This window comes from Streptomyces sp. NPDC045021 (assembly GCF_056432645.1).
On record NZ_JBWKIQ010000004.1, the window covers coordinates 24,604 to 41,032 of the forward strand.

The 16,429-nt window shown below is 70.2% G+C and carries 17 protein-coding genes and 1 pseudogene; 11 read left to right on the plus strand and 7 right to left on the minus strand.

All coding sequences use genetic code 11. The features are described from left to right. The first annotated feature begins 14 nt into the window (after window positions 1-14). From AC07DC_RS14220 to AC07DC_RS14230, 3 genes are read left to right on the plus strand one after another with little or no spacing between them, the layout of a single operon-like run. Entirely contained in the window at window positions 15-836 is an 822-nt protein-coding gene (locus tag AC07DC_RS14220; protein WP_478915121.1) for a carbohydrate ABC transporter permease, read from the plus strand. After that, complete coding sequence (locus AC07DC_RS14225; protein ID WP_478915122.1) at window positions 833-1,822, plus strand: zinc-dependent alcohol dehydrogenase family protein; 990 nt, start codon at window positions 833-835, stop codon at window positions 1,820-1,822. The genes AC07DC_RS14220 and AC07DC_RS14225 overlap by 4 nt, the downstream gene beginning before the upstream one ends. A gap of 52 nt (window positions 1,823-1,874) precedes the next feature. Continuing rightward, window positions 1,875-2,897 carry a carbohydrate kinase family protein gene (locus tag AC07DC_RS14230; protein WP_478914670.1) on the plus strand — a complete coding sequence of 341 codons (1,023 nt, stop codon included), beginning with the start codon at window positions 1,875-1,877 and terminating at the stop codon, window positions 2,895-2,897. Here AC07DC_RS14230 and AC07DC_RS14235 read toward each other — a convergent pair. Then, on the minus strand, window positions 2,876-3,133 hold the full coding sequence (locus tag AC07DC_RS14235) for a hypothetical protein (RefSeq protein ID WP_478914671.1): 258 nt from the start codon (window positions 3,131-3,133) through the stop codon (window positions 2,876-2,878). The two genes, AC07DC_RS14230 and AC07DC_RS14235, sit on opposite strands and share 22 nt — an antisense overlap. 224 nt (window positions 3,134-3,357) lie before the next feature. On the opposite strand from AC07DC_RS14235, the gene AC07DC_RS14240 reads away from it, so the two are divergent. The 6 genes from AC07DC_RS14240 (at window position 3,358) to AC07DC_RS14265 (ending at window position 8,383) form a co-directional block, all read left to right on the plus strand. Next, window positions 3,358-4,287: an ABC transporter ATP-binding protein gene (locus tag AC07DC_RS14240; protein ID WP_478914672.1), complete on the plus strand. Its 930-nt coding sequence runs from the start codon at window positions 3,358-3,360 to the stop codon at window positions 4,285-4,287. Then, complete coding sequence (locus AC07DC_RS14245; protein WP_478914673.1) at window positions 4,284-5,132, plus strand: ABC transporter permease; 849 nt, start codon at window positions 4,284-4,286, stop codon at window positions 5,130-5,132. The genes AC07DC_RS14240 and AC07DC_RS14245 overlap by 4 nt, the downstream gene beginning before the upstream one ends. 229 nt (window positions 5,133-5,361) lie before the next feature. Beyond that, window positions 5,362-6,633: a sensor histidine kinase gene (locus tag AC07DC_RS14250; protein WP_478915123.1), complete on the plus strand. Its 1,272-nt coding sequence runs from the start codon at window positions 5,362-5,364 to the stop codon at window positions 6,631-6,633. Next, entirely contained in the window at window positions 6,630-7,307 is a 678-nt protein-coding gene (locus AC07DC_RS14255; RefSeq protein ID WP_478914674.1) for a response regulator, read from the plus strand. The genes AC07DC_RS14250 and AC07DC_RS14255 overlap by 4 nt, the downstream gene beginning before the upstream one ends. A 105-nt stretch (window positions 7,308-7,412) precedes the next feature. Next, a complete protein-coding gene (locus AC07DC_RS14260) occupies window positions 7,413-7,553 on the plus strand; it encodes a hypothetical protein (protein WP_478914675.1) in 141 nt (46 codons plus the stop codon). A 137-nt stretch (window positions 7,554-7,690) separates the two neighbouring features. Further along, window positions 7,691-8,383 (plus strand): RraA family protein, encoded by a 693-nt coding sequence (locus tag AC07DC_RS14265; RefSeq protein ID WP_478914676.1) that lies wholly within the window; start codon window positions 7,691-7,693, stop codon window positions 8,381-8,383. A gap of 81 nt (window positions 8,384-8,464) precedes the next feature. On the opposite strand, the gene AC07DC_RS14270 is transcribed toward AC07DC_RS14265, so the two are convergent. From AC07DC_RS14270 to AC07DC_RS14280, 3 genes and pseudogenes are all read right to left on the minus strand, one after another. Beyond that, complete coding sequence (locus tag AC07DC_RS14270; RefSeq protein WP_478915124.1) at window positions 8,465-10,612, minus strand: glycoside hydrolase family 3 C-terminal domain-containing protein; 2,148 nt, start codon at window positions 10,610-10,612, stop codon at window positions 8,465-8,467. A 27-nt stretch (window positions 10,613-10,639) separates the two neighbouring features. Next, window positions 10,640-11,968 (minus strand): annotated as a pseudogene (locus tag AC07DC_RS14275) (discoidin domain-containing protein); the annotation flags it as partial. A 288-nt stretch (window positions 11,969-12,256) separates the two neighbouring features. Continuing rightward, entirely contained in the window at window positions 12,257-12,892 is a 636-nt protein-coding gene (locus tag AC07DC_RS14280; protein ID WP_478914677.1) for a DedA family protein, read from the minus strand. Between the two features lie 307 nt (window positions 12,893-13,199). Here AC07DC_RS14280 and AC07DC_RS14285 point away from each other — a divergent pair, with 307 nt between their 5' ends. Further along, window positions 13,200-13,961 carry a GNAT family N-acetyltransferase gene (locus AC07DC_RS14285; RefSeq protein ID WP_478914678.1) on the plus strand — a complete coding sequence of 254 codons (762 nt, stop codon included), beginning with the start codon at window positions 13,200-13,202 and terminating at the stop codon, window positions 13,959-13,961. A 137-nt stretch (window positions 13,962-14,098) separates the two neighbouring features. Beyond that, a complete protein-coding gene (locus AC07DC_RS14290; RefSeq protein ID WP_478914679.1) occupies window positions 14,099-14,935 on the plus strand; it encodes an SMP-30/gluconolactonase/LRE family protein in 837 nt (278 codons plus the stop codon). 117 nt (window positions 14,936-15,052) lie between these two features. Here the strand turns inward: AC07DC_RS14290 and AC07DC_RS14295 are convergent, their stop codons facing one another. The 3 genes from AC07DC_RS14295 to AC07DC_RS14305 all read right to left on the minus strand — a co-directional run bounded on the left by AC07DC_RS14295 (window position 15,053) and on the right by AC07DC_RS14305 (window position 16,260). Then, complete coding sequence (locus AC07DC_RS14295; protein WP_478914680.1) at window positions 15,053-15,298, minus strand: hypothetical protein; 246 nt, start codon at window positions 15,296-15,298, stop codon at window positions 15,053-15,055. Between the two features lie 82 nt (window positions 15,299-15,380). After that, the gene (locus AC07DC_RS14300; RefSeq protein ID WP_478914681.1) at window positions 15,381-15,962 is read right to left on the minus strand and encodes a GNAT family N-acetyltransferase; all 582 of its coding nucleotides are present in this window, start codon (window positions 15,960-15,962) and stop codon (window positions 15,381-15,383) included. A gap of 13 nt (window positions 15,963-15,975) precedes the next feature. Continuing rightward, window positions 15,976-16,260 carry a hypothetical protein gene (locus tag AC07DC_RS14305; protein WP_478914682.1) on the minus strand — a complete coding sequence of 95 codons (285 nt, stop codon included), beginning with the start codon at window positions 16,258-16,260 and terminating at the stop codon, window positions 15,976-15,978. Window positions 16,261-16,429: the final 169 nt, after the last annotated feature.

A 16,429-nucleotide genomic window follows, 5' to 3' on the forward strand; every position in this document is an offset into this window, starting at 1 on the left:
GTCGTACCGGCCTACTGCGCCACCGCGGCAGCATCTGGGGCCTGCTGGCCTGGGTCTGCGGTCTGCTGTTCTTCGCGCCGTTCGGCTGGATGCTGCTCACCTCGCTGCACAGCGAACCGGCCGCCGCGACGAACCCGCCCGACATCGGGGCCGGCCTCACCCTCCAGGGCTACCGCGAGTTCTTCGGCGCGAGCACCGGCGTCAGCCCCTGGCCGCCGTTGATCAATTCGCTGACGGCGAGCGTCGCCTCCACCCTTCTGGTGCTGGCGCTGGCCATTCCCGCCGCCTACGCGTTGTCCATCAAGCCGGTCCGCAAGTGGACCGATGTGATGTTCTTCTTCCTGTCCACCAAAATGCTCCCCGCGGTGGCCGGGCTCCTGCCCGTCTACCTCATCGCCCAACACGCCGGCCTGCTCGACAACATCTGGCTGCTGGTCATCCTCTACACCTCGATGAACCTGCCGATCGCGGTATGGATGATGCGCTCCTTCCTCGCCGAAGTCCCCAGGGAAATCCTCGAAGCCGCCTCCATCGACGGAGCGGGACTGCTGACCACGCTGACGCGGATCGTGGCTCCGGTCGCGGCACCCGGTATCGCGGCCACCGCACTGATCTCCTTCATCTTCAGCTGGAACGAGCTGTTGTTCGCCCGGGTCCTGACCGGCGTCGTGGCCGGCACCGCACCGGTCTTCCTCACCGGATTCGTCACCAGCCAGGGCCTGTTCCTCGCCAAGGTGTGCGCCGCCGCCGTCTGCGTCTCCCTGCCCGTACTCATCGCCGGCTTCGCCGCCCAGGACAAACTCGTCCAGGGCCTGTCCCTTGGAGCAGTCAAGTGAAAGCAGCCGTCATCAGCGCCCCCGGCGTCGTCGCGATCGAGACGGTCGACGATCCGACACCCGGCCCGCGGGACGTGGTGGTCCAGGTCGCCGCCGTCGGCCTGTGCGGTACCGATCTGCACATCCTGCAGGGGGAGTTCGCCCCCACCCTGCCGATCGTCCCCGGCCATGAGTTCGCGGGCGAGATCGTCGCGGTCGGCAGCCTGGTCCACGAGTTCGCACTCGGCGACCGGGTCGCCGTCGACCCGTCCCTGTACTGCCACGAATGCCACTACTGCCGCATCGGACGCAACAACCTCTGCGAACGCTGGGCCGCGATCGGCGTCACCAATCCCGGCGGAGCCGCCGAATACGCCCTCGCCCCGGCCGCCAACTGCGTGAAACTGCCCGACCACATACACACCCAGGACGCCGCTCTGATCGAACCCCTCTCCTGCGCCGTCCGCGGATACGACATCCTCCGAAGCCAACTGGCCACCAACGTCCTCATCTACGGATCCGGCACGATGGGCCTGATGATGATGGAACTCGCCAAGCGCACCGGCGCCGCCACCGTCGACATCATCGACATCAACCCCGACCGCCTCGAAACCGCCAGAACCCTGGGCTGCACGCACGCCGTCACCTCGGCCGACGAGATCGAGCAACCCCGCGGCTGGGACGTCGTCATCGACGCCACCGGAAACGCCAAAGCCATCCAGGAAGCCATCGGCCGGGTCGGCAAGGGGGGAACGTACCTCCAGTTCGGCGTGGCGGACTACGCGGCGCGCGCGACGATCGAGCCGTACAGGATCTACAACCAGGAAATCACCATCACCGGCTCCATGGCCGTCCTGCACAGCTACGAGCGCGCGGCGCGGCTCTTCGCCGCAGGGGTCCTGGACCCGCAGGTCTTCATCAGCGACCGGCTGCCACTGATCGACTACGCCGCCGCGCTCCAACAGTTCCAGGACGGCAAGGGCCGAAAGATCCTGGTCACTCCCTGACCCGGGACGCACCCCCGCCGCTACGGAAACCCGTCCTCCCCTGGAGCTGCCCATGACGACGCCCCTGCCGACACCCGAAGCGCCGACGCTCGTCATCGGCGAGGCACTGACCGACATCCTGACCGGCCCTGACGGGTCCCGGCGCTGCCGTCCGGGCGGGAGCCCGGCCAACGTCGCCCTGGGCCTGGCCCGGCTCGGCCATCCGGTCCGCCTCGCCACCCGCATGGGCCGCGACCCCTTCGGCCAGGTGCTGCGGACCCATCTGGGCCGCAGCGGGGTGGTCCTCACGGAAGGCTCTGTTGCGGACGTCCCGACGTCGACCGCCACCGCCCGTCTCGATGCCGACGGGGTGGCGAGCTACACCTTCGACATCTCCTGGGAACTGCCGTCCAGCGCCCTCGAGTCCGCCCGTACCGGGGCGACAGGCCACCTCCACACCGGATCGATCGCCGCGACGCTCGCTCCCGGCGCCGATCAGGTGCTCGGCGCCATCGAGTCCGCACGCGACACAGCCACCGTCTCCTACGACCCGAACCTCAGACCCGCGCTGCTCCGCAAGCCCGGCGACGAGCGTCCCCGCATCGAGCACCTGGTCTCGGTCAGCGATGTGGTGAAGGCCAGCCAGGAGGACCTGGCCTGGCTCTATCCGGGGCAGGACATTCACGAGGTGGCGGAACGCTGGGCGCGCAGCGGGCCCTCGCTGGTGGTCCTGACCTTCGGCGCCGATGGCGCGCAGGTCTGGTGGCGACAGGGCCGACACGCTCTGCCGGCCCCGTCGGTCGAGGTCACCGATACGGTCGGAGCAGGCGACGCCTTCATGTCGGGACTGATCAGCGGCCTGCTCCGGGCCGGAATGCTCGGCGCGGAGAGGTCCACCGGGGAACGCGGCGAATCCCCGCGTACGAGACTTCGCACCGCGACCTCCGCCGCCCACCTGCACCAGGACGTACTGCACGCCCTTCGACTGGCCACCGGTGCCGCCGCCCTCACCTGCACCCGAGAGGGCGCCGACCCGCCGACCCGGGCCGACATCGAGGAGTGGTCCGGTGCCGCTCAGGCCGGGCGTATTCGCTGACGCGCCACCCGCGCGGCCGCGCACAGCGCTTCGTCCTCCAGGATGGGCCGCGCCCGCAGGCGGTATTCCCGGGCGAAACGGTGTTCGGAGGCCAGTACCGCGTCGAGCAGCGGGAGTGCTTCCGCCGCGGGTGCGCCGATCTCCCCGAGACAGCGCACCGCCGTGCGGCAGCGCGCGTCCGAGACCCTTGACCGCAGGGGTTCCAGCGCTGCCAGCAGGACAGGTACCGCAGGCACCCGTTCACCATGGCCCGAACAGTAGAGTGCCGGCTTCGTGGAACTGCGGGCCGACCGGGACGGCGGCGCGCCTGTGCGACGTAGGTGCAGGTCGGGGTGGTACCGGGGTACTACCGCCGGTTTGTGGATCAGTCCGGGGTACCACGGATTCGGGGGCCGCGGCTCCTAGCGTTACGGGTGAGGCGGCCGGGGAGGCCCGGCGCCCGTGAGCGAGGGAAGACGCGATGATCGAGGCGCAGCAGCTGACGAAGCGGTACGGGGAGACGACAGCGGTGGACCGGCTGGACTTCACCGTCAAGCCGGGCACCGTCACCGGCTTCCTGGGCCCCAATGGCGCGGGCAAGTCGACCACGATGCGGATGATCGTCGGTCTGGACGCTCCCACTCACGGGACGGTCACCGTCAACGGCCGCCGCTATGCGGAGCACACCGCCCCGCTGCAGGAGGTCGGGGCCCTGCTCGAAGCCAAGTCGATCCACCCGGGTCGCTCGGCCTTCGACCACCTGATGGCGCAGGCGTACACCCATGGCATTCCGCGCCGCCGGGTGGAGGAAGTCATCGGGATGACGGGTCTGGACTCGGTGGCGAAGAAGCGCGCCGGGGCCTTCTCCCTGGGAATGGGCCAGCGGCTGGGCATCGCTGCCGCGCTGCTCGGCGATCCCGCCACCGTCATGCTCGACGAGCCGGTCAACGGGCTGGACCCCGAGGGCGTGCTGTGGATCCGCAACCTCCTCACCGGGCTGGCGAGCGAAGGCCGCACGGTGTTCGTCTCCTCGCACCTGATGAGCGAGATGGCGCTGGTCGCGGACCACCTCATCGTCGTCGGACGCGGCCGGCTGCTGGCCGACACCACCGTCCAGGATCTGATCAGTCAGGCCGGCGGGGACACGGTGCAGGTCGCCACGGCGGATCCCGCCCGGCTGCGCGAGATTCTGGCGGGCCCCGGCATCGAGATCACCGGCCGGGCCGGCTCCGAGGAACTGCAGGTGACAGGCGCGTCGGCCCGCTCGATCGGGCTGAAGGCCGCCGAGGCCGGCATCGCGCTCTTCGAGCTCACCGCGAAGGCGCTCTCCCTGGAGGAAGCCTTCATGGAGCTGACACGGGACGCGGTCGAGTACCACGGCACCACTGAGATCTCCGGGAGTGCAGCATGAGCACCATCACTTCGACCCTCGCCCCCGTGCCGAGCCCCGTGCAGGTCGCACGGCCGGTGTACCGGGTGACCGTACGGCGCGTGCTGCGCTCGGAGTGGGCCAAACTGTGGTCCCTGCGCTCCACCTGGATCACCCTGGGTCTGGGTCTGCTGTTCCTGGTGGCCTTCGGTCTGATCGCCTCGTGGCAGTTCAAGTCGAGGATCACCTCCGGCCATCACATGGACGGGGACTTCGCCAGCTCCACCGCGGTGAGCCTGTCCCTGTTCGGCACGAACTTCGCGCAGCTGGCGCTGGGTGTGCTGGGCGTGCTGGTGACCGCCGGCGAGTACTCCACGGGCATGATCCGCTCCACGCTGGCCGCGGTACCGCGCCGGCTGCCGGTGCTCTGGTCCAAGTCGGCGGTCTTCGGTGCCGTCGCCCTGGTGCTCGGGACGGTGGGAGTGTTCATCGCCTTCCTGTTCGGCAGCGGCATCGTCTCGGGCACTTCCGCGGCGCTGTCGATCTCGGACTCGGGTGTGGTGCGCAGCCTGCTGGCCGCAGGCCTCTACCTCGGTCTGGTCGGGGTGCTCGGAACCGCCCTGGGCGCACTGTTGCGATCGGTGGCGGGCGGCATCTCGGTCCTGGTGGGTGCGCTGATGCTCGTCCCCGGACTGATCTCGCTGCTGCCCAGCTCCTGGCAGGACACCGTCAGGCCCTATCTCCCCAGCGAGGCAGGCGGGTCGATGTTCGCCCTGCACCACACGCCGCATACCCTGACCCCGACGGCCGGACTGCTGGTCTTCCTGGGCTGGGTCGCACTGGCCATGGCAGGGGCCTCGTGGCGCCTGATGCGCACCGACGCCTGACGCCGACGCCTGACGCCGACACCGACTGCGGGGTCGGCTTCACGGCCGACACCCGCGGCCGAATCCCAACCCTGACTCCCGTGCCTGACGACCCGAGAACACGGTGTCGGCGCGTCGACCCGCTTGCTCGGGTGCCGTGCCGACGCCGTTGGCCCACGATGGGCAGGTGACCCCCGTGACCGCCGACACCCCCTCCGGGGCAGCCCCCTTCGCGGGCCCGCTCCCTCCCGTGGAACCCGATCTGCTGTGGGGACACCCCCTGGTGGTCGCCCTCAACCGGTTCGTCCAGCGTCTGCGCTCGGCGGACCTGCGGCGGCCGTGGGTGCTGGACACGTCTGTGACGGTCGGGGTCTTCCTGCTGTTCGGTGTGGCGGACCTGGTGCACGACGGCGATCGGCACGAGACGGCCGTGAGGTTCACCCACCTGCCCCTGGCCGGGGTGCTGGCACTGCAGGTCGGGCTGGTGCTGCCCCTGTTGTGGCGGCGCCGCATGCCGTCGGCGACGTTCGCCGCCGTTCTGGCCGTCTTCCTGATCCAGTGGCTGCTGGGGGCGTGGCTGCGCGCCGATGTGGCACTGCTCATCGCCCTGTACAGCCTGGCCCTGCACGGGCGACTGCGGCATCTGCCCTGGGCCTGCGCGGCCATGGCCGGGGTCCTGGGCCTGGTGTCCGTGCGCGTCTCGGCGGCGGTGTCCGTGGGAGACGCGCTGTTCTTCCTGTTCAGCGCTGTGACCGCGGCCCTGGCCCTGGGGCTGGCGGTGCGCATCCGCCGGTCGCAGCTCGCGGGCCTGCGCGAGCGCGCGGCCCGACTGGAGATCGAACGGGACCAGCGCAGCAGGCTCGCCGCGGCCGGCGAACGCACCCGGGTGGCGCGCGAGATGCACGACATCGTTGGCCACAACCTGTCCGTCATGATCACGCTTGCCGACGGCGGCGCGTACGCGGCCCTCATCACTCCGGAGCGGGGTAAGGAGGCGCTGGAACTCATCGGCGAGACCGGCCGTCAGGCCCTGGGTGAGCTGCGGCGCATGCTCGGTGTGCTGCGCGAGCAGACGGACGCCCCCGAACTCAGCCCGCAGCCCGGCATCGCGGACATCGACGCGCTGTGCACGCGTATTCGTGCCGCAGGACCCACGGTCCGCTACCGCACGATCGGGGAGTTGGACGCCCTGGACCGCGGTGTGCAGTTGACCGCCTACCGGATCGTGCAGGAGGCACTCACCAACTCCCTCCGACACGCCGGCGCCGACACCCAGGTTCAGCTGGCGCTCACCGTCCACAACACACAGCTGCGCATCAGCGTCGAAGACACCGGTCCGCCCACCGCCACCGGGCGGCCCGCACCGGAGAACCAGGAGGGACACGGCCTCGCGGGCATGGCGGAACGCGCCGCGCTGTACGGCGGGAGCATCGTCGCCGGACCACGGCCCGGCGGAGGATGGACCGTACAGGTCACCCTCGACCTCACCCCGCTCACCGGTCCCCCAGGAGAGACCTCATGACCACCGTCCTGATCGTGGACGACCAGCCCATGCAGCGCCTGGGCTTCCGCATGCTGCTGGAGTCCGTCCCGGACACCGAGGTGGTCGGTGAGGCCTCGCACGGAGCCGACGCCGTACGCCAGGTCGCCGAACTGCGCCCCGACGTCGTCCTCATGGATGTGCGGATGCCCGGCATGGACGGTATCGAGGCCACCCGCCGCATCGTCGCCACCGGCGGACGCTCCCGCGTCCTGGTCATGACCACCTTCGACCTGGACGAGTACGCCCACTCCGCGCTGCGCGCAGGAGCCAGCGGCTTCCTGCTCAAGGACGCGCGCCCCGAAGAACTCCTGGCCGGCATCCGGGCCGTCGCCGCGGGCGACGCCGTCATCGCCCCCGCGCTCACCCGGCGGCTCCTCGACGCCTACGCTCACCACCTGCCCGGTCACCTGCAGGACCACGAGGCCCACGACAACCCCAAGCTGAGTTCCCTCACAGGACGCGAGCGGGAGATCCTGGTCGCCATCGGCCGGGGTTGGACCAACGCGGAGATCGCGGAACGTCTGGTGCTGGCGGAGTCCACCGTCAAGACCCATGTCGGACGGGTGCTGGCGAAGGTCGGCGCCCGCGACAGGATCCAGGCCGTCATCTTCGCCTACGACCTGGGCCTCACCCGCCCCCGCACCACCGACTGACGGCAAGTCGCCCTCTGCGACGAGTGGACCTTCCCACTGGGGGAGGGTCCACGATGGGGATGTGCAGGACGTTACAAGCAGCTCTACACCGCCACCCTGGAACCGGTGGTGATCGACGTGTTCCTCGACGCCGGCGGCTGCACCGTCGCCGGGCGCCACCACGAGATCTACCTGTCGAACCCCAACCGCACGGCCCCGGACAAGATGCGGACCATCATCCGCCACCCGGTCAGGCAGACAGCCTGAAGCGCAGGGGCATCGAAGCAGTCGTGCTGCCTCTCGTGGTGGCGCCCTGAACTGTCATGATGGGTGCGTCATCACTCCGGCGGCCGAAGAAGGGCGCGGCCCGCACACCGTGCCGGTGCCGAGCCAGGGAGAACGCGATGCTCAAGGCTTTCGCCGACCTGTCCACGCCGCTGGTCGCCGATGCGTGCGTCCGCGCCGACGTGCCCCTGCGCGTCGCACCACCGGGCATCGCCGCGGTCGTCCCAGGACACCGCATCGCGGGACATGCACTGCCGGTGCGGCACTACGGCAGCGTGGACGTGTTCCTGGAGGCGTTCGGCCAGGCCGCGGACGGTGACGTGCTGGTCATCGACAACGGAGGCCGGTCCGACGAGGCCTGCGTCGGTGACCTCGCGGTGCTGGAGGCCGAAGCGGCGGGCTTGGCGGGCCTGGTGGTGTGGGGACTGCACCGTGACACACCGGAACTGGCGGAGATCGGCCTCCCGGTGTTCAGCTACGGCACCTACCCGCCCGGCCCGGTGCGGTTGGACGAGCGAGAGCCGGAAGCGTTGACCACCGCTCGGTTCGGGCCGCATGTGGTGAGCCGCGCCGACATCGTGTTCGGTGACGCCGACGGCGTGCTGTTCGTCGCGGCGGAGCGCGCCGAAGAGGTGCTGGCGACGGCGCACGGTATCTGGCAGACCGAACGCGAACAGGCCCGCAGGATCAGGGCGGGTGAGACGCTGCGCCGGCAGACGTCCTTCGACGATTACCTGGCACGCCGCGCCGCCGACCCCTCGCTCACCTTCCGGCAGCACCTCCGGCGGATCGGCGGAGCCATCGAGGAGTAGACCGGTTCCGGCCGCCGCGCTGCGACGGCCGCACCGCTGTGGGCGGTACGGCCGTCGCGGATCCGTGCGTGCGCGGTGGTGCTAGTTCCAGCCGGTCAGACCGGCGCCGTAGGGATAGAGCGGGTTCCCGTACGTGGTCGGTACCGGCTGCCCGGCATCGATCTTCGCCCGGATCTCGGCGCGCTGGGCGTCCGTCGCGCCGAGGTCGTAGGGGAGGTCCCAACTCTCGTTCGCGTCCGCGACCGTGTCGGTACCGCCGGGCTTGAGAACCTGATCCAGGCTCCTGGGAAGTTGCCAGGGCAGCTTCCCCCTGGGCGTGTAGTCCCCGAAGAGCAGACTGGCCGTTGCCGGACCGGTCTCCTCACCACCGCGATAGGTCACCACGATGGCGTCCGCCAGGCCGTTCCAGTCGCTGATCACGATCGGCCGGGGCAGTGTCAGGACCACCACGACCGGGATCCCCTGGTTCTTGAAGTTCTGGATGACGGCGAGCTGGTCCGGCGGCAGATACGGCTGGGTGTCCACCCACGCGGTGGCGTGGGTGTAGGACGGCTCTCCCACGGCCACGACGGCGAGCTTGGGGGAGGGGCCGGTGTCCTGGTAGACGTTGACGCCGGCTTTCGCGGCTCTGGCCCGGATGGCCTCCAGCGGAGTGAGCGAGCCGTAGTCCGCGTGGAAGTAGCTGGACCAGATGCAGCACGCGGCGCCGTCGGTGGCGCGGGCGCCGGCGACGACGATGTTGTCTCCCGCGTTGAGCTTGACCGGGAGCACTCCGTTGTTCTTGAGCAGGGTGTTGGATTCGCGCGCGGCCTGGTTGGCCAGTGCGGTGTAGGACGGCTGGTGGAAGCGGTAGGGGCCGTTGACCGGGTCGCCGTAGGGGTGGTCGAAGATGCCGAGTTCGAACTTCAGCCGCAGGATCCGCGTCACCGCGTCATTGATCCGTGCGAGCGGTACCTGGGATTCGAAGCCGGCCATGGTGAACCCGACCGCGCCCGGGTCGGCGCCTCCCATCACGTCCGAGCCGGCGTTGGCCGCGTTCACCCAGGCGCCGGAGGGCAGCCAGTCCGTGGTGATCAGGCCGGTATAACCGATTTTCTGCCGCAGGTAGTTGAGGATCTTGGCGCTGTCGCCGGCGCCGGGGCCGCCCGGGTCGAGATAGGAGCTGCCCGCATAGCCCGGCATGATGTTGACCGCTCCGGCCTCGATCGCGGCCCGGAACGGGATCATGTGGTACTTGATCGTCACCGCGTCGTAGACGATGCCGGCTTCGCCGCCGGCGCCTTCGCCTGGCCAGTGCTTGACGGTGGCGAGGACGGAGCCGGGGTTGAGTTCCGGCCCTCCCTGGAGACCGGCGACCTGGGCCCGCAGTTGGGCCGCCGCGACGTCGGCGTTCTCACCGCCGCCCTCCTGGATGCGCGGGTAGAGCACCTTGGTGCCGACCTCGGCGAGCGGTGAGAGTGTGCCGCGTGCGCCGACCTCCAGCTCCTCCTTGCGCTGCATGTCGCCCAGTTGGTAGTCGAGTGGATAGTCCTTGCCCGCGGCCAGCGTGCTCTGCAGCGGGTACGTGGTCTGGTATCCGGCCGTGGTGTCGCCCGCGGACACGGGCGGGATGCCCAGTCGGGTGGCCGCAGTGGAAAGCAGCACGTTGTTCAGGTCGGCGGGTTGTGCCGGTCCGAAGTGCCAGCCCGACATCGGGTAGGACTGGACGTTGTAGAACATCTGGAAGGCCTTCTCGTCCAGGGTCATCCGGCCCAGGAGATCGGCGGTGCGGGTGTCGATCGGCAGGCGCCAGTCCTCGTACGGCTCGATGGTGCCGTTCTTGTTCAGGTCCCGTGCGCCGTTGACGATGCCGACACCGTCGTTCACGGTCTCGATGTCGGGCAGGTACAGGCTGAAGGTGCGGATGTTGGAAGTGCTGCGCGCGCCGGAGCCGCTCACCGCGACGACGAACCACTTGTAGGTCCACCGGTCGGTGATGTCCCAGGTCGGGGTGTAACCGGTGCCGGTGGGTTCGGCGACCTTGGTGTAGAGGTCGAGCAGGTTGCCCGTGGCGGCGAAGTCGTAGTCGGTGCGGCTGATGTTGAGCCAGACCTCGTAGTGGGCGGTCCCGGGGACGGCGGACCAGGACAGCGCCGGCCTGCGGGTGTTGGTGACCATGGCCTTGTCCGCGGGTGCCGACAGGGCGAACTGGTTCACGGTGGCAGGCGCCTTGGTGGGTCCGGAGAGCATGGGCGCGGTGACGGTGGACGTGTCGAGCGTGCCGAGGACCTGGAGTTCCCACAGCGAGTAGCCGTAGCCGGTGGCGCGGGCGGTGCCCGTCAGCCGGACGTAACGGCCCTTGCCGTTGACGGTGAGGTTCTCGACGCCGCCCTTGCCGCTGGTGGTGCTGTAGAGGGGTGACCAGGTGGCGGCGTCGTCGGACACGTCGATGTGGTAGCCCGTGGCGTAGGCGGATTCCCAGTTCAGCGTGATGCCACTGACCGTGGCCCGGCCGCCGAGGTCCACCTGCAGCCACTGGCTGTCGGTGTACAGGCTGGACCAGCGGGTGTTGGTGCGCCCGTCCAGCGCCGCCGCCGGAGCGTTGGCGCCCTCCCACGAGGAGGCCGAGACCTGTTTGTACGCGGAGATGACCGCGCCCGGGTCACCGGGGCCGCCGCTTCCTCCGGTGTGGATCGCGAACTCCCACAGGGAGTAGCCGTATCCGGTGGCGCGGGCCGTGCCGTACATCCGGACGTAGCGCCCGGTCCCGCTGACCGTGAGGTTCTGGGTTCCGCCGCCTCCGGCAGCGGTGGTGTAGACGGTGGTCCAGTTGCCGGTGCCGGTGTCGGAGACCTGGATCTGGAAGGACGAGGCGTACGCCGTCTCCCAGGCCAGGGAGACCTGGCAGATGTCCTGCGTGGAGCCGAGGTCGACCTGCAGCCACTGGGGGTCGGCGGCGGCGCTCGACCAACGGGTCGCGGCGCTTCCGTCCACCGCCGCCGCGGCCGGGGTGCCGCCGTTCTCGGTCGAGGACGCGGTCGCCGGACGGTTCAGCGCGGCGTTGTCGGTGCCGCAGCCGCCGGGTGGGGCGCCGCCGTCGCCGTAGACCTGGAACTCCCACAGGGAGTAGCCGTAGCCGGTGGCCCGGACGGTTCCGTACAGGCGGACGTAGCGCCCGGAGGCGGTCACATCGAGAGCCTGGTGGCCGCCCGTGCCGGTGGTGGTGGAGTAGGCGTCGGTCCAGGTGGTGCCGTTGGCGGAGACCTGGATGGTGAACGCCGTGGCGTACGCGGCTTCCCAGTTCAGGGTGACCTGGCTGATCTGCTGCGTCGAGCCGAGGTCGACCTGGAGCCACTGGGGGTCGGCGGCCGCGCTCGACCAGCGGGTTCCGGCGTCGCCGTCGAACGCCGCCGATGCCGGTGTGCCGGCGTTCTCGGTCGAGGACGCGGTCGCGGGCTTGCCCTGCGAGAGCAGGGTGGTGGCCGCGTTCGCGGTGACGTTCGAGGCGCCGAGCGCGCCGCCGGTCGCGAGGACCGCCGCGAGAACGGCAGCGACCAGCCGTCGACGTCGTCCGGTGTGGTGAAGGAGGAGAGACAGGAGGCTCATGCACATCTCCGTGGGGTGGGGTGTGATGCCTCTTGCCACCGCCACGCCGTCACGTTCCCGACGACGGTGCGGCGGCTGCGGGCCACTGAGGGTGTTGAGGGTTCGGACAATGACGCCAAGATTGCTGGAGAGCGCTCTCCCGGGGGGAGTTTCTTCCAATGCCCGAACACTGTCAACAGATTCGACAGACCCCGTGCGGAGACGGGGTGCGGAGCAGGACGTCACCGGCCGAGCGCAGGGATCTTCACCGCCGTGGTGCGGGGGCGCCGCGGCTCGGGCGCCGGCGGGTCATCGGGGCCGGGAACGTCCGCGGGCCTCGAACAGCAACGGAAGGACCGAGACGACGACGATCAGCGCGACGATCAGCAGCAGATAGCGCTCGATGCCCGGCACGGTGGCCCCCAGCCAGTACCCGGCCAGCACCAGGCTCTGCGACCAGGCGAGGCCGCCCACGATCTGCCAGATCGTGAAGGTGCGCACCGGCACCTTCAGCGCACCGGCCACCGGGCTCAACACCGTACGGACCAGAGGGATGAAGCGGCCGATCACGATCACCTTGCGGTATCCGTAGCGGCGCAGCAGCTGGTCCGAGCGGGACACCGCCGACTTCAGCCGTTCGCTCCTGCTGCGGGCCAGCGCCGCACGACCTCCGTGCCGTCCCAGGTAGAAGCCGAGCTGCGCGCCGGCGACCGATCCGACAGCGGCACAGAGCAGCACCTGCCAGAGCGAGAGATGGGGGCCGGAGCTGACTCCGCCGGCGCAGAGCACTCCGGCGGGGAAGAGCAGGGTGTCCCCGGGCAGGAAGAATCCGACCACCAGCAGACCCGACTCGGCGAAGACCACCACAAGGACGGCCAGCGCGCCGAAGGCCGCGAGCAGGGAGGAGCCGCTCGTCGGGTCGACCGCGATGAGGTCCCAGCTCATGGCGTCCCGGCTGGATGGCGCCAAGGATCCGCGTGTCGTCCTGCAAGGGAACTGAACACATCTTGAACGGTACCTGCGCGGCCGGAGGTCGGCCCGGCGAGGCCCTTGCGCCAGGGAGCGTCCACGGCGAACGTGCGACAACACTCCGTAGTCGCTCTGTCGTGCCCGCGCGACCGCCAGGCCGACCCCGCAGAGCCGATGCACCCAGTTGCCACTGTGCACGGGCTGTGCCGGAGGCATCAGACCTGACTTCGGCGCTGCGGCAAATGAGAGGCGACCATGGTCCATGGCTGTCTAGGCTCTCCCTATGCCAAGCCCAGAACTCCGGCGGATCAACGCCTTCCTGTCGGCGTTCGCCCGCCGCCAGGCGGAGCGCATCGTCGACCTTCCGGGAGGGTTCGCCGTACTCGACGACACCTTCTCCCTATCCCACGCGAACAACTGCGTGATCTTCGACGGAGCCGTCGACCCCGAGGCGGTGGCCGCCCTCGCGGACGAGGCGCTGGGGCATCTGTCCCATCGCCATGTCCACGTTGTCGACGACGGCGTCGGGGCGGCGTGCGCGGAGCCGCTGATCCGGGCCGGCTACACCCATTCCACCGAGCTGATCATGCTGCACGCGGGCCCGGTGCCCGCCGGTGACCGTGCGGAGGAGGTGGATCTCGACGCGCTCCGGACGCCGCTCGCCCGGCGCTGGCGGGGCTTCCTGCCCGATGTCGACGACGAGGTCATACGCCAGCTTGTCGACCGGCGCGAGGCCCGCCGTCGCGGCGCCGACGTCGTGCAGTTCATCGGTGCCCGCACGGAGGAGGGTGAGGCGGCCGCCTGGGCCGATCTGTATCTGGACCCGGCATCGGGCACCGCCCAGTTCGAGGACCTGATGACCTCGGAGGCCCACCTGGGGCGCGGCTACGCCGACGCCGTCCTGGCCACCGCGCTGCGCCGGGCCTTCGACGCGGGCTGCACCACGCGATTCCTGACCGCGGATGCCGCGGACTGGCCGCGTCACTGGTACGAGCGCCGGGGCTACTCGGTCATCGGCCGGTCTCACAGCTTCGCACGCGTCTGACGTCGGGACGTCTTGCTCCAAAGTCGGGACGTCCTGCTCCAAAAGTGCTCCCGGGGATGTCGATATGAGCGGTCCTCATTCGTGTAGAGGGTGAGACGGCGGCACCGGGCCGGCGCGGGAGAAGGGACGTGAGGCGGATGAACGAGGTCAGGACGTTGCTTTCCGGCCGAGGGCTGCTGGAGTCGCCGCGCTGGCACGGTGACCGGTTGTACTTCTCGGACTGGTCCGCCGGCGAGGTCGTCGCCGTCGACCTCCAGGGCCGCAGCGAGGTGATCGCGCACGTGAAGTCACTGCCGCTGTGCACTGCCTGGCTGCCGGACGGCAGGCTCGTCATCGTCTCGTCCCCCGACGGAGTGCTGCTGCGCCGAGAGCCCGATCACTCCCTGGTCGTCCACGCGGAGCTGGGCAGGCCGGGATGGAACGACATCGTGGTGGACGGCCGGGGCAACGCCTACGTCAACCGGGCCGGCTTCGACCCGATGGCCGGCGACGAGGTCAAGCCCGGGTTCGTCGTTCTGGTGACGGCGGACGGGTCGGTACGCCAGGTGGCCGACGACATCGCGTTCCCCAACGGGATGGCGGTGACCCCCGACAACTCCACCCTGATCGTCGCCGACTCGTACCGCCACAGCCTGGTGGCCTTCGACATCGGCATCGACGGCGGGCTGTCCGGCCGGCGCGTGTGGGCCGACCTCGGCGAGGGAGCCCCTGACGGCATCTGCCTCGACGCCGAGGGTGCCGTCTGGTGCGCCGATGTGCCCAACCAGCGATGCGTACGCGTCGCCGAGGGCGGCGAGGTGCTGCAGGTCGTCGAGGTGGACCGCGGCGGCTTCGCCTGCGCGCTCGGCGGACCCGACGGGACGACGCTGTTCATCGTGGCGGCGAAGTGGCGGGGCATGTCCGAACTGGTGGCCCCCGGAAGCGGTCAGGTGCTCAGCACACAGGTCGACGTGCCGGGGGCGGGTTGGCCGTGACGGCCGGGCCCCTGACCGTGCCGGGAGGTGGGCGACGCGTTCGCCCGTCCCGGCATGTGCCGGGACGGGACGTCATGACATCGCGGGCCCGCGCCGGCGGCCGGGCCCGAGGCCTTCTCAGGTCTGGTCGAGGAACCGGACGGACCACGCGTAGCCGCTGGTGCTGCCGGAGGGCACCTGGCGGACCTCTGTCACCCGGCAGCCGTCGTGCGCGTACTTGCGGGCGAACCGGTCAAGGCGCTGTGCCTCGTCGAGTGCTTCCATGGACAATGGCGCGCCCACGACGAGGTCTTCGTGCAGCGTCGCTCCGTCGTCGGCATCGGTGGAACAGGTAAGGCACTGGTGCGTTGCGGGTAGGGGCATACCCCCAGTGTGCGCCCGATGAGCCGCATCACCCGCTGGCGCGCACGCCTGCGGCCGACTGCGACCGCTCCGGGGAAGATCATCACCAGAGTTTGTCGATCTCCCCCGGGTACAGCTCGATGCGGGAGCGGGGGAACGACGCCCGCGCCCGGCGTCCCGCGGACGAGAAGAAGTCCGCCATGGTGACCTTGTCGAAACCGGGCCGGTCGCTGGGGAAGGGGGCCTGCGGCGTGCCTCCGACGAGTACGGCCCCGGGAAGCGGCTGCCAACCGGCGCGCTCGTAGAACGCCTGGAGCGGTCGGTCGCAGGTGAACAGTCCCAGGTCCAGATCGCGGGCGATCATCGTCTCCCGGGCGGCGGCCACCAGGATTCGGCCAAGTCCGCGACCGCGTCCCTCCCGGCGCGTCACCACCGTGCTCAGCCCGCCCACGGCGAAGCGCCGACCGACGTGGACGATCTCCTTGGACAGGATGTCCAGCGAGGACAGCACCGTGCCGTCCTCGACGAGCAGCATCGACCACGGCCGAAGCGCCGGATCATGGGTCGGCGCCCCTCCGGGAACGGGCGTGGTGTCCTCGGCCGGCCACGCTTGGTGCTGGATTTCCAGCACCTGGACACGCAGTTCGGACGGAGTGGCCTCTTCGGGGAACGACAGGATCTGCACCTGTTGATTCTGTTCACGCACCGCGCCTGCGCAAGCCGTCGCCCGGTCGTGGCCGGAGATCATCCTCGTCCGAGGCCTGATCAGGGCTGCCGGCCACTCGGGTGTCGAGTGTCAGGGTGAGGTGGTGAACCGCACGGTGGGGGACCGAGATGGCGTGGTATTCGCTGTAGCGCACCGCGGGACCCGCACGGAAGTGCAGGCGCAGCAACTCCTCGATCGCGGCGACCGTGGCCTCGTCGGGCGCCTCGATACTCACGTTGCCATGGCCGTCGGGAAGCTCGTCCGTCCTCATGCTCATGTCTCTGTTGTAGGGCGACTCCGGCCGTCGCGCCCGGCGGGGTGAACGACGTCGGTGTCCGGGGCCGTGTCGGGGCCGCTGGCCGGATCCGGTGTCCGGGGGCCGGTGCCCGGGGCCGGAATGGATCACTCCACCGTGCCGAGCCGGGCGTGCTGTCCCACCCTGGGCC